Annotated in this window: 10 protein-coding genes; 5 read left to right on the forward strand and 5 right to left on the reverse strand. The window is 65.8% G+C overall.

Translation table 11 applies throughout. The annotated features are described in order from the left end of the window. Positions 1 to 10: 10 nt before the first annotated feature. Entirely contained in the window at positions 11 to 694 is a 684-nt protein-coding gene (gene yrfG / locus D779_RS08615; RefSeq protein ID WP_043752533.1) for a GMP/IMP nucleotidase, read from the reverse strand. Between the two features lie 69 nt (positions 695 to 763). On the opposite strand from yrfG, the gene nudE reads away from it, so the two are divergent. The 5 genes from nudE to D779_RS23120 all read left to right on the forward strand — a co-directional run bounded on the left by nudE (position 764) and on the right by D779_RS23120 (position 7,821). Beyond that, positions 764 to 1,309 (forward strand): ADP compounds hydrolase NudE, encoded by a 546-nt coding sequence (gene nudE, locus D779_RS08620; RefSeq protein ID WP_043752536.1) that lies wholly within the window; start codon positions 764 to 766, stop codon positions 1,307 to 1,309. Positions 1,310 to 1,355: 46 nt separating this feature from the next. Beyond that, positions 1,356 to 2,390 carry a thioredoxin family protein gene (locus D779_RS08625; RefSeq protein WP_052347975.1) on the forward strand — a complete coding sequence of 345 codons (1,035 nt, stop codon included), beginning with the start codon at positions 1,356 to 1,358 and terminating at the stop codon, positions 2,388 to 2,390. A 241-nt stretch (positions 2,391 to 2,631) separates the two neighbouring features. Then, positions 2,632 to 4,746, forward strand: a complete 2,115-nt coding sequence (gene pta / locus D779_RS08630; protein WP_043752540.1) for a phosphate acetyltransferase — start codon at positions 2,632 to 2,634, stop codon at positions 4,744 to 4,746. Continuing rightward, positions 4,743 to 5,942, forward strand: a complete 1,200-nt coding sequence (locus tag D779_RS08635; protein WP_043752545.1) for an acetate/propionate family kinase — start codon at positions 4,743 to 4,745, stop codon at positions 5,940 to 5,942. The genes pta and D779_RS08635 overlap by 4 nt, the downstream gene beginning before the upstream one ends. A 109-nt stretch (positions 5,943 to 6,051) precedes the next feature. Further along, the gene (locus tag D779_RS23120; protein WP_043752548.1) at positions 6,052 to 7,821 is read left to right on the forward strand and encodes an OmpA family protein; all 1,770 of its coding nucleotides are present in this window, start codon (positions 6,052 to 6,054) and stop codon (positions 7,819 to 7,821) included. 67 nt (positions 7,822 to 7,888) lie between these two features. On the opposite strand, the gene D779_RS08645 is transcribed toward D779_RS23120, so the two are convergent. Genes D779_RS08645 through D779_RS08660 form a run of 4 tightly spaced genes read right to left on the reverse strand, consistent with a single transcriptional unit; the run spans position 7,889 to position 12,893 of the window. Then, complete coding sequence (locus D779_RS08645) at positions 7,889 to 9,301, reverse strand: FtsW/RodA/SpoVE family cell cycle protein (RefSeq protein ID WP_052347976.1); 1,413 nt, start codon at positions 9,299 to 9,301, stop codon at positions 7,889 to 7,891. Positions 9,302 to 9,343: 42 nt separating this feature from the next. Next, positions 9,344 to 10,918, reverse strand: coding sequence for a peptidoglycan D,D-transpeptidase FtsI family protein (locus tag D779_RS08650; protein ID WP_043752551.1), 1,575 nt, complete (start codon positions 10,916 to 10,918; stop codon positions 9,344 to 9,346). After that, positions 10,915 to 11,976 carry an o-succinylbenzoate synthase gene (gene menC, locus D779_RS08655; RefSeq protein WP_232424129.1) on the reverse strand — a complete coding sequence of 354 codons (1,062 nt, stop codon included), beginning with the start codon at positions 11,974 to 11,976 and terminating at the stop codon, positions 10,915 to 10,917. The genes D779_RS08650 and menC overlap by 4 nt, the downstream gene beginning before the upstream one ends. Continuing rightward, positions 11,973 to 12,893, reverse strand: a complete 921-nt coding sequence (locus D779_RS08660) for a 1,4-dihydroxy-2-naphthoate polyprenyltransferase (RefSeq protein WP_081763411.1) — start codon at positions 12,891 to 12,893, stop codon at positions 11,973 to 11,975. Before D779_RS08660 ends, menC begins: the two co-directional genes overlap by 4 nt. Between the last annotated feature and the right edge of the window lie 49 nt (positions 12,894 to 12,942).

Genomic DNA, 12,942 nt, shown 5'->3' on the forward strand with positions numbered 1-12,942 from the left:
GGGTCGCCGATCAGCGCAGCCCGGGCGGAAGGAGCTCGGAGAAGTTGCGGATGGCGGCGATCCCCGATGGCGAATCCTGGGGCGCCCGGGTGGAATCCGGCTCCAGGACGGCGATGGTCCAGCTCAGTCCATAGTCCCGCGCGGCCCTCAGTACATCGAGATTGTCATCGACGAAGAGGGTGCGTTCCGGGTCGAATGGCTCCATGGCCTGCAGCAGTGGCCAGAAATCGGCCGATTCCTTGGCTTCGCCGAGTTCATGAGACGAAATGATGCGCTCGAAATGACCGGCGAGACGGGTACGCTCGAGTTTCATGGCCAGGGTTTTTTGATGTGCGTTGGTCACCAGAACGCGGCGCTTGCCCAGTCTGGAGATCCACTCCAGGAAGTCCATGACATGCGGGTGCACCGCGATCAGGTGCTCGACCTCCTGCTTGAGCAGCAGGATGTCGAGTCCGAGCTCGCGGCTCCAATGGTCCACGCAATACCAGTTCAAGGTGCCCTGGATGTCCCGGTAGCGTGAATGCAGTAGGGCCTTGCCCTCCTCGGCCGAGATGCCTTTGGTCTCGGCGTAGCGGCGCGGGACGTGCTCGAGCCAGAAATGGTTGTCGAAATGCAGATCGAGCAGCGTGCCGTCCATATCGAGGAAGACGCTGTCGATTCCATCCCAGTCGATGCCGATGTCTGGTGCGTTCATGGTCGTCGGGTTCTTCCTCGGATCAGGCTGTCCAAATGCTCAGGTCGTCACAATAGCAGGAGCCCTTCGATGCGGCCGAAACCCAAGATACATGCCCGCCGCCTGGTGGCCCAGAGCAGGCTGTTCCGGATCGAGGAGATCGATCTCGAGTTCGCCAACGGCAGCCGACGTACCTACGAGCGCGTGCCGGGCGGCGCCGATTCGGTGTTGATCGTGCCCATGCTGGATGCCGAGACCCTGCTTCTGATTCGCGAGTATGGTGCCGGTAGCGAGCGTTACGAATTGGGGCTGCCAAAGGGGGTCGTCGAACGCGGCGAGGATCCGCTGTCCGCGGCCAATCGCGAGATCCAGGAAGAGATCGGATACGGCGCGCATCGACTGCGGATCATCGATCGGCTCTCGCTGGTGCCGGGATACATCGAGCACCATAGTCTGATCGTCCTGGCCCAGGATCTCTACCCCAGTCGACTCCAGGGCGACGAGCCCGAGCCGATCGAGGTGGTGCCCTGGCGGCTGTCCGAGGTCGATGCGCTGCTGGCGCGCGAGGATTTCGACGAGGCCCGCTCGATCGCCGCGCTCTTCCTGGCGATGCGGGTGATGGGTCGAGGAGAATGAGCGATTCAAGGCGTGCCATTTTCGTTTCCCTGGATGGAGGTTCGCGATGTTGCCGCGACGCGATCGGTCATGGCCGTTCCTGAAGGGCGTTCTGCTCTGTTCCTTGACCCTTTCCTCGCCCATGGCGGCGGATCTCGACACCGGCGATGCCTACAGCTTCGACGATTTCCCCCGTGAGGAGCCGCTGGTCTATCCGGACTGGTTCAAGCGCAGCTTCTTGGATATCCGCACCGATCTGGAAGAGGCGCTCGCCGCCGGCAAACGGGGCTTGATGGTCTATTTCGGTCAGCAGCGCTGTCCCTATTGTCAGCGCCTGATGCGCGTGAATTTCGGCTTGTCGGACATCGTCGAATATACCCGGCGTCATTTCGATGTCGTCCCCATCGATATCCACGGGATCGAGGAGGTCGCGACCTTGGACGGCGATCTGGTGTCCGAGCAGGAATGGGCGCTGCGCGAGGAAACCGACTTCACCCCCTCGATCCTCTTCTACGACGCCGAGGGTCGGGAGGCGCTGCATCTGCGCGGCTATTATCCGCCCTATCAGTTTCGTGCCGCGCTCGAATACGTGGCCGACGGCCACTATCGGCGCGAGTCCTTCCGCGATTATCTCGCCCGAGGCGAGAACCGCATGGTGTTCGACTCCGAGGATCTGAACGAGGAGTCCTTCTTCGCCCCGCCACCGCATAATCTGGACCGCCGCGTTCGCGCCGAGCGGCCGCTGGTCGTCTTCTTCGAGCAGGGCGATTGCCATCCCTGCGACGTGCTGCACGGTCAGGCGTTGCGCGAGCCGGCCGTGAGGCGTCATTTCGGCGATCTGGATGCCGTGCAGCTCGACATCCGCTCGGAGACGCCCCTGATCACGCCCGGCGGAAGGCGCACCACGGCCAGGGACTGGGCCGCCGATCTGGGGCTCTTCTATGCCCCGGCGCTGCTCTTCTTCGACGAGGCGGGACGCGAATTCCTGCTTCTCGACTCGGTGGCGGGCTTCTATCGGCTGCGTCAGGTGATGAGATACGTTGCCGCCAAGGCCTATCGAGATCGAAGCTACGGGGCCTGGAGAGCGTCGCGCAGGGAGTGAGAACAGGCTGCCTGAAACCCGTTTCGGGTTGCGCCATCCGTCGGTCATCGCTTGGTTCTGATCGGCCGCCAAGTGTCTGATATGCGGGTGCCGGTGGTCGACGTCAGACTGACTGCGGCGCGAATTCCGCAGATGTCCATAATATTTCCGTCGCCCGATGGCTGGGCGTTTCTGTTATTTTCGCGCATTGCAGCATGGGGCCGGACTGGACCCGTGCTTTTTTCCGTTACGAGGCAGATCGATGCAAAGCGTCTATATCGCCGGTGCTGGTGCTGGCAGTGGTAAATCCGTGGTCGTGCTCGGGATCATGGAAATGTTGTCGACCGTCAATCGCAAGGTCGGATTCTTCAGGGCCTTTGCTCCGAGGGGGATCCAGCCGGACAATCTGACCGCGCTCATCATGAGCCGCTACGATTTGCCCTTTCCTCCCGAGATGCTCTATGGCTGCACGGTCGAGACCGCCCGTCAGCTGATCGGCAGCGGCCGTTACGAAGAGCTGCTCAAGCTCATCATGAACAAGTTCAAGATGCTCGAGGAGCGGTGCGATCTGGTGGTCTGCGCCGGTACCGACTACAACGGCCTCATCCAGTCGCTCGAGTTCGGATTCAACGTCGATCTGGCCAACAACTTCGGCTGTTGTCTGGTGCCCGTGGTGCGCGGCTTCGAGCGCACCCCGCAGGAGGCCGTGGACGCGCTCCATATCTCTCAGGAGGTGGTGCGCGAGCGGGGAGGCGACGTCCTGGCCACGATCGTCAACGGCGTGAACCCCGAGTATTGCGAGACGGTTCGCGGCCGAGTGAACGACATGTTCTCGGACGAGGAGCGGGTCTACATCTTTCCCGAGCAGTCCGCGCTGGGGATGCCGACGCTCGGCGAGATCCGTCAGGCGCTGCATGCCGAGTGCCTGTACGGCGCTGGCGACGCCATGCAGCAGGTGGTCACCAACTACAAGATCGCGGCCATGGAGATCCCGGATTTCCTCGGCTACATCGAGGACGGTTGCCTCATCATCACCCCCGGCGACCGTGCCGACATCATTCTGGCCAGCCTGGTCGCGGATGCCTCCAGCGCATTCCCCAGGGTCGCGGGGCTGCTGCTGACCGGCGGACAGCGTCCGGCCGACCGGGTCCAGCAACTGATCGACGGTCTGCGCCGGACCAATGTCTCCATTCTGCAGGTGCCGGAAGACACCTTCACCACGGCGATGAAGGTCAATAGCATCGAGGCGACCGTCCTGCCGGGCGACGATCGCAAGATCGCCGCCGCGCTGGGTCTGTTCGAGGGCCAGGTCGACATCGACGATCTGCGCCGCCGGGTCGCGGTGCACCACTCCGAGCGGACGACGCCGCTGATGTTCGAGTACGAGCTCATCCGCCGCGCCAAATCGAAGCGCCAGCGGATCGTCCTGCCCGAGGGCGCGGACGAGCGCATCCTGCGCGCGGCCGAGATCCTCGCCCTGCGTCAGGTCGCCGATCTCGTCCTGCTCGGCAACCCCGAGCGCATCCAGCGCCGGGTCGGCGAGCTGGGTCTGAAGATCGAGGACATCCAGATCATCGATCCGGCCACCTCGCCGGACCGCGAGCGCTATGCCCAGACCTATTACGAGCTGCGCAAGCACAAGGGCATCTCGCAGCAGATGGCCCACGATGTCGTGGAGGACGTGAGCTACTTCGGTACCCTCATGGTCTATCTCGGCGACGCCGACGGCATGGTCTCGGGCGCGACCCATACCACGCAGCACACCATCCGGCCCTCCTTCGAGACCATCAAGACTCAGCCGAGCGTCAAGCTGGTCTCCAGCGTCTTCTTCATGTGTCTGGCCGATCGCGTCCTGGTCTACGGCGACTGCGCGGTCAATCCCAACCCCAATGCCGAGGAACTGGCCGACATCGCCATCACCTCGGCGGCGACCGCGGCCGCCTTCGGCATCGAGCCGCGGATCGCCATGCTCTCCTATTCGAGCGGATCCTCGGGCAAGGGCGAGGACGTCGAGCGCGTGCGCGAAGCGGTGGGCATGGTTCGCGAGCGTCGCCCGGACCTCAAGGTCGAGGGTCCCATCCAATACGACGCCGCCGTCGACATCAATGTCGGGCGCTCCAAGATGCCGGGCAGCGAGGTGGCCGGGCATGCCACCGTGCTCATCTTCCCCGACCTCAATACCGGCAACAACACCTACAAGGCCGTCCAGCGCAGCGCCGGCGCGGTCGCTATCGGTCCTGTGCTGCAAGGGCTGAACAAGCCCGTCAACGACCTCAGCCGCGGCTGTACCGTGACCGACATCGTCAATACCGTGGCCATCACCGCCATTCAGGCGCAGGCCGAGCAAGAGATCAAGATCGAGGGAAACGCAGAATGAAAGTGCTGGTACTCAACTCCGGAAGCTCGTCCATCAAGTATCAGCTCTTCAGAAGCGACGACTGGGTGGCCATCGCCAGCGGTCAGATCGGCCGCATCGGCGAGGCCGAGGGCGATCTCAAGATGGAATGGATCGACGCCGATGGCCAGTCCCAGTGCTCCAAGGACAATCGTCCGATTCCGGCGCATCAGGAGGGCATCGATCACATCGTCGACAAGCTCCAGGAGCAGGGCGTCCTGGCCGACGTCACCGAGCTTTCCGCCATCGGTCACCGCGTCGTGCACGGCGGGCCGCACTTCAAGCATCCGGTCGTGGTCGACGACGAGGTCGAGGCCGAGATCCGCAGCGTCATCCCGCTGGCGCCGCTGCACAACCCCGGTCATCTGGCCGGCATCGAGGTGGCGCGCAAGCATTTTCCGAGCGTGCCCTCGGTGGTGGTGTTCGACACCGCCTTCCACCAGACCATGCCGCCCGTGTCCTATCGCTATGCGATCCCGGAATATCTCTATACCGAGCATCGCATCCGCCGCTACGGCTTCCACGGCACCTCGCATCAATACGTCTCCAAGCGTGCCGCGGCCATGCTCGACAAGCCACTCGCCGAGTGCAATCTCATCACCCTGCACCTGGGCAACGGCGCCAGCGCCGCCGCCATCCGCAACGGCCAGTGCGTCGACACATCGATGGGTCTGACCCCGCTGGAGGGTCTGGTGATGGGCACCCGTTCGGGCGACATCGATCCGGCGGTGCTCATCTATCTGTGGAAGAATCTCGATCTCAACGCCGCGGCGGTCAGCCATCTGCTCAATCGCCAGAGCGGTCTGCTCGGCATTTGCGGCGTCAACGACATGCGCGAGATCAGCCACCAGGCCGAAGAGGGCAACAAGCGCGCCCAGCTGGCGATCGACATGACCCTGCATCGCCTGAAGAAGTACATCGGCGCCTACTATGCCGAGCTGGGAGAGGTCGATGCCATCGTCTTCACCGGTGGGATCGGCGAGAACTCGGTCGAGATCCGTCACGGCGCCTGCGAGGGGCTGAAACGGCTTGGTATCGAGATGGACGAGGCGGCCAACGCCGAGCGGATTCCCGGAGAGCGCGTCGTCAGCACACCCGACAGCGAGGTCAAGCTGCTGGTGATTCCAACCAACGAGGAACTCGAGATCGCCCAGCAGGCCTTGGCCACCGTCAGTTGACCGGAACGCTGGTGTTGGGCCGCGCGCCAACCCTGTAAATGCTGGATAATTGGCGTCCCGAGGAGCCTCTGGGCCATATCCAACAATAAACCACCCAAGGGAGGTGACGATGTCCGACTCCAGCGATTCGTTCTGGAAACTCATCGCCGTTTTTCTGTTTCTCGCCCTGGCCGGGGTCTATTCGCTGTACGACTGGTACGGCGATCGGCTCAAGGCCGAGATCGTCGAAAGGGATGCGCTGATCGACCAATCGCGCTCCGCCGTCCATGATGCGGATGAGCGGCGTCTGCAATCCGAGGCGGAGCAGAAGTCCATTCGCAGTCAGATCCAGTCGCTGAAGGAGCAGCATCAAGCCGAGCTGGACCGGCTGGCCGGACGGATCGATGCGCTGAAGCAGGAGAAGGCGCAGCTCGAGCTGGCCATCGATGGTTCCAATTCGGATCATCTGGTCGAGCTGGATGCCGCTCGCCGGAAGTTGGAGCAGGTCGAGGGCGAGAAGCAGTCGCTCGAGGCGGCCAATGCCGAATTGGAGAAGCTGTACGAGGCGGCGCATGAGCGCGCGATCTCGCTCAAGAACGATCTCGACAAGGTCGATCAGGCCATCGCCAAGACCGCCGAGGAGCATCAGGCCAAGATCGCCGAACTGGAGCGTCACCTGAACGAGCGGGTCAACCTGGCGCGTACCACGCCGATGGACGAGACCCTGGTGCGGGCGGCTCAGGAGGTCGGCGTTCTGCCGAAGCCGGAGGGCGATGTGGATGGGGCCGATCTGCAGGGGCTGACCCAGCAACTGGATGAGGCCAACGCCAAGCTGGAATCGCTCGCCGCCGAGCACGAGGCAACCCGCGAGCAGCTGGCCGAGGCCCAGGCGAGGCTGGAGCAGACCCAGGACGAGCTCGAAGGCGCCAAAGCCGATTTGGCATCGGCTCGGGAGCCGGCCCAGTCCGGTGCCGCGGACGAGGCGCCGGCCGCCGAGCTCGAGGATCTGAATCAGCGGCTGGCGGCAGAGCGTAAGGTCCGGGCCGCGCTTCAGGGGCAGCACGAGGCGGCGATCGCCGCGCTCCAGACCTCTCTCGAGGAGGCCAAGGCCAAGCTCGCCGCTTCCACCCAGGAGCTCGATCAGGCCCGGGTGAGTCTGGACGAGGCCGATCAGGTCATGGCCCAGCGTCTGGATGAGGCGCAGGCCAAGGTCGCGTCGCTCGAAACGGATCTGGAGCAGGAAAGGGCCAAGGTCGCCGACCTGCAGAGCGGAGACCAGGATGCCTTGCAGGCGGCTCGCGAGAAGCTGGCACGGCTCGAGACCGAGCTGGAGCAGGCCAGGTCCGCGGACGTCAAGGTCGACGAAACCGCGGCCAAGCGACTGGCCCAGGCCCAGGGCCGGATCGCCGCGCTCGAGGAGACCCTGGCCGAGGTGCGCCAGCAGATGAAGGGACAGGGCGCCGAGGTGCGTCTAGAGGCCGAGGCCAAGCTCGCCAAGCTGCGCGAACTCTCCGCCAGCTACGCCGATCTGGGCGGGACCTATACCGCTCAAGGCGTTCTGGTCCGACTGCCCGAAAGCGAGCTGCGCTTCCCGCCCGGCCAGTCGCAGCTTCCTTCCGGCGACTTGCCCAGTCTCAATCGCATCGCCAAGCTGCTCGCACGGCATTCGGAGCTGAGCGTGCGCGTGGAGGGGCATACCGACAGCAGTGGTGGCTCGGCGTTGAACCGCGAGCTGTCCCTGAAACGGGCCGAGGCGGTGCGCGATGCCTTGGTCGAGCGCGGTGTGGATGCGGACCGCATCGTCGCCGACGGGCTGGGTTCCGAACGTCCGATCGCGGACAACGCAACCTCGCGGGGGCGTAGCCTGAACCGTCGGGTCGAGATCTATCTGCGGGACTGAGGTTCTCTCGATGTTCGAGCGGACTCTGCGCCGCTCGGGCATCGTGCATCGGCGTCTATCCGCCCATTCACCTTTTCCTCGCCCTTTTGGCTTGGTCCGGTCGCGTTTCGCGGGCGGCTCGGAGTCTGCCGGTCGGTGTGCGAGGCGATTGAGCGCCTTGCCGTCGAGCGGGCGACCTCTCGGAGATCGCCAGGATCAGCCCGAGGCTGACGAACCCCGTGACCAGGCTGCTTCCGCCATGGCTGATGAAGGGCAGGGTGATCCCTGTCAAGGGGATGAACTTGGTGACGCCGCCGAGGTTCAGAAAGGTCTGGATGACGAGTACGCTGGTGAGACCGACACAGAGTAGCCTGCCGAAGTTCGACCGGGTTCGGTCGGCGATTTCGAGCATGCGGCCGAACAGGATGAGGAAGAAGATCAGCAGTAGGGTGCAGCCGACGAAGCCGAGCTCCTCGCCGATCACGGCGTAGATGAAGTCGGACTGGGCGATCGGGGTGTATTCCGGGTGACCCTCGCCGAAACCCTCGCCCCAGAGCCCGCCCGAGTACATGCCCGACAGCCCCTGCAGGATCTGCCAGCTGTTTCCGGTGGGGTCCTCGAAGGGCGACAGCCAGGCCGCGATGCGCCGTTGGCCGTGCGCGAAGATCTCCAGGATCAGATAGCCGGCAGCCGAGGCGAGCAGGGCGCCCAGTATCAGGTATCCACGCCTGCCGGTCCCGACGAAGAGCATCAGCAGCAGCGTCACGCTGAGGACGACGAAGAGTCCCAGGTCGCGCTGCAGTAGGAGCAGCCCGGCCAGCAGGATCCAGAACAGGGCCAGGGGCAGCAGTGCGCGCAGCGGGGGGATCGGAACGGCGGCCTTGCCCCAGTTGCCCAGCCGCCGGCCGTGACGATCGATGAAACCGGCCAGGAAGAGCACCACGGTCACCTTGAGCAGTTCGGTCGGGGTGACGAGCCCCGCACCATAGACGGCGCCGCGGTAGCGATGGCCGAAGACCAGCAGCAGGGCGACCAGAACCAGCGAGATTCCCGCCCACGCCCAGGTCCAGTCGGCGAGCCGCTCGAAGCGGCCCCGCATCAGCGCCAGACCGACCGCCAGCATGGTCAGTACCCCTCCGGGAAGCAGATAGAGGTCGGGCGTGGAGAGATCCTCGAGCCGGATGCCGCCCATGCGGTATTGGGCCAGCAGACCGAAGCCGGCGAGGAAGGCCAGGGTGCCGACCAGGATCTGATCCCCCTGGAAGCGTGCGCTCACCAGGATCAGATGCATGATCGCGAGTGAGAGGGCATAGAGGCCCAGCGGCAGCAGCGCGCGCGGATCCGTGGGACGTCCGTCGGCATATCCGGAGCCGATGACCATCAGGAATCCGAGCCCGACGGTGAGCGCGCTCCAGACCAGGATCTGGCGCTCGGGCCAGCGCGCGAGCCAGGCATCGGCCAGCGAATCCGTTCTGGGTCGCGAATGGGGCTTCGGTTGCATCTCGTCTCAGCGTTCCTGGCGTCTTTGCGGTTCGATCGTCATTCAATCGCCCTTGGCATGCGCCGCCAGCAGCAGGTCGCGGGCGATGGGCGCGGCGACCGCCGAGCCGTAGCCACCCTCCTCGACCAGAACGGCGATCGCGAGCGTCGGCCGCTGGGTCGGGGCGAAGCCGACGAACCAGCTGTGCGATGCCCCCTGTGGGTTCTGGGCCGTGCCGGTCTTGCCGGCGATCGATAGATCCGGGGTGTCGATGCCGCGCGCCGTGCCCTCGGCGACGACCGTGCGCATCATGTCCGCGAGCCGGTTCGCCGTGTCGGCGCTCATGAAGCGCGCCACGCCCTGGGGCGGATCCCTGTCGAGGAGCCTGGGTCTGACGGCGATCCCCTGCCGGGCCACGGCCGCCGTCAGCAGTCCCATGTAGGCCGGTGTCACCAGCAGTTTGCCCTGTCCGATCGCGAGCTGCGCCAGTCCGTAGAGATCCCTGTCCGAGAGCCTCGGCATCCGGCCGGTTCGCATGGCATAGGTGCCATAGGGCGTGCGATGCAGTGTGATCTGACGGTTCATCAGCATCCGCTCGCCGAGCGCGCGGAAGGCGTCGTGTCCCTCGATCACGCCGAGCTTGGCGAAGAAGACGTTGGACGAACGCGAAAGCGCGCGTCTCATGTCGATGCGTCCGTGCCCCTTCCAGCGCGATCCGTGCTCGAGCGCGCTGTAATACTCGTGATCGCGGATCTTGGGATAGCGCGACGAGGTGGTGTAACCGTCCGCCGGGCAGTCGATGCGCTCGTCGAAGCCGCGCTCCAGCGCCATGGCGGCGACTGCGATCTTGAAGGTGGAACCGGGCGGATAGAGACCCTGGGTGACGCGGTTGAGCAGTGGCGCGCTCGGGTCCTGGCTCATGAAGAGATCGGATGAGATGCGGTTGGGGTCGTAGGAAGGCACGCTGGCCAGGACCAGGATGTCCCCGTCGTTCGGGTCCATGAGCAGGATCGCCCCGCGCCGCTCGCCGATGCGCGCGACGGCCATCCGCTGCAGATCGGCGTCCAGGGTCAGGCGCAGATCCTGGCCGCGCGGACCCTGTCCGCCCCCGACGATCTGGCGTCCCAGCTCGCCCCAGCCGCTCAGGTCGGCCGGCGCGCCGCCGTTCAGATGGACGTTCGCCACCGCCTCCATCCCGGTCGATCCGAACCTGGGCTGGCTGTATCCGACCACCGGCGAGAAGACCGGGCCGTCTGGATAGAGCCGATAGACCTTGCCCTGGATCTCCTCGCTGTAGGCCAGGACCTCGCCGTTGCGGTCGAGGATGCGGCCGCGCCGGATCCAGTGGGCCGGGTTGAACTCGCGCCGGTCGTGCAGTTGCATGAAGGCGATGAACTGGGGCCGCAGCATGCCGGTCAGCTGCCAGCTCGCCTGGTAGATCAGCAGGGCGCCGAAGGCGATGGCGATCATGACCAGGGGGATGCGAAAGGCGCCCTTGGGACGGGCGAGATGACGCAGCTGAGCCATCTCGCGCAGCTCGAGGATCTGTTTGAGCAGGAAGAAGATCGCCATGAAGAAGGCGATATGCAGCGCCAGTCGCAGACTGGGCCAGATGGCTGGGTCGAGCGGCGGGCTCATGGGCGGTCGGCGATGAATCCGGATCCGGGGCTCGTGGGCCGCCGGATCCAGCCGTCCCGCGGGCGGGGCGGCCGGCCCAGATCCTCGGCCAGCCAGTCGGCGGTCGCAAGCCCGTGGGGAATGTTGCCTCCGATCGCGGCGGCGAGCTGGACGGTCGGCCAGAGACCGGCCGCGCTTTCGACCAGACTGGTGACGACCAGCTCGATGCCGGCCCTGTCGGCCCGATGCGCGAGTGCCAGGGTGCGATCCAGGCCGCCGAGCGCGGCCGGCTTGACCACGAGCCGTCGGACCCCGAGCGCGGCCGGATCCAGGTCCGGACCCAGTCCCTGGATGGACTCGTCGCGCGCCAGCGGAAAGGGCACGCGTGCCTGGAGCGCGGCCAGGGTCTCCGGGACCGGATCGCGCAGCGGTTCCTCGACCGATTCGATCGGGAGCTCGACGATCGCATCGACCAGCCGTTTCGCCTCCTCGGCGTTCCAGGCGCCGTTGGCGTCGAGCCGCAGACGGATGCCGGGAGGCAGGTGACGCGCGCATTGGGTCAGACGCTGGATCTCCTCGTCCAAGGGTCTCAGTCCCACCTTGAGCTTGACGACCTGGAAGCCTTGCCGGCCGGCCCTGGCGAGATCCTCGGGCGCGATCTCGTCGAGAGGTCCCAGCATGGCATTGACCGCGATCCGCTCGGCGGGAGACGGGGACAGATGGCGCGCGAGCGGAACCCCGGCGAGACGGCTCGACAGGTCGGCGAGGGCGCAATCGAGCGCGTAACGGACCGAGGGGGAGCGATTCAGTTCGGCGTCGAGGTCGTCCAGCGGTCGGGCCGTCGAGGGCGCGAGCGCCGAGGCTTGGACCCGATCGAGCGTTCGAGCGGCCGTCCGCGCAGTCTCCGTGCCTGCGGCAGGCAGCGGGGCACAGTCGCCGAAGCCGGCGACACCCTCGGATTCGAGCCTGACCAGCCAGCCGCAGCGGCGATCGAATCCGCCCCTGGCGCTCGACCAGGGGCGCCTCAGCGGCAGGTCGTAGGCCTGGATCCGGACGCGTTCGATCGTTTCAGGTATCAAGCGATCAGGAACCCGATGATCATGAGCACGACCAGCGCGCCTTGGTAGAGCGCGGTCTGGGCGAGCTGGACGTTGAGCGCCTCGCCGCTCGCCCCCCGGAAGAGCTTCGCGCTCAGTATGGCGGCCAGGGGCAGCGCGGCCAGCAGCGGCCAGCCCGCCCCGGGCAGACCGGCCGTGAGGAGAATGGGGATCGGAAGCAGCAGGAAGGCCGTGTAGAGCAGCCGGGCGCGCGGACGCTCGAGATAGTGACAGAGGGTGCGGCGTCCGCCTGCGCGGTCGGTTTCCAGATCGCGGTAGTTGTTCACCAGGAGGACGGCCGCCGCCGGCAGGCCCAGGGCGAATCCGGCGAGCAGCGGCGTTCTGCCGAAGTCGAGGGTCTGGAGATAGTAGGTGCCGCCGACGGCCGCCAGGCCGAAGAAGATGAGCACGAAGATTTCTCCGTAGGGTCCGTAGGCGATCGGACGCGGACCGCCCGTATAGGCGTAGCCGGCGACGAGCGAGGCGAGCCCGACCGCGAGGATCGGCCAGCCGCCGTGCATCAGCAGGACGAGCCCGAGCAGGAAGGCGAGGGCGAACATGAGGTGCGCCGCCATCTTAACCTGACGGGCGCTGAACCAGCCCTGGGCCGTCGCGCGCGCCGGGCCGACCCGGTCCTCGGTGTCCGTTCCGCGCTCGAAGTCGGATGCGTCGTTGTAGAGGTTGGTCCCGATCTGGATCGCCACCGCCCCCAGGAGGGTGCAGAGCGCGATCCATGGGGACAGCGATCCGGTCTCGGCGACCGCGAGCGCGATGCCCGCCACGACCGGGGTGACCGTCAGCGGTAGCGTCTTGGGGCGCGCTGCCGCGATCCAGCGGGCCGGCAGAGGCGGCATGTGTGGGGCTTGGCCAGACAGGCTGGCCTCTTGGGTATGGGTCATGATGCGTCGACTGGAATGTTGGTTTGAACCGCGAAGCAACTGTGTCGCT

The organism is Imhoffiella purpurea (assembly GCF_000585215.1).
GTDB classification, from domain to species: domain Bacteria; phylum Pseudomonadota; class Gammaproteobacteria; order Chromatiales; family Chromatiaceae; genus Imhoffiella; species Imhoffiella purpurea.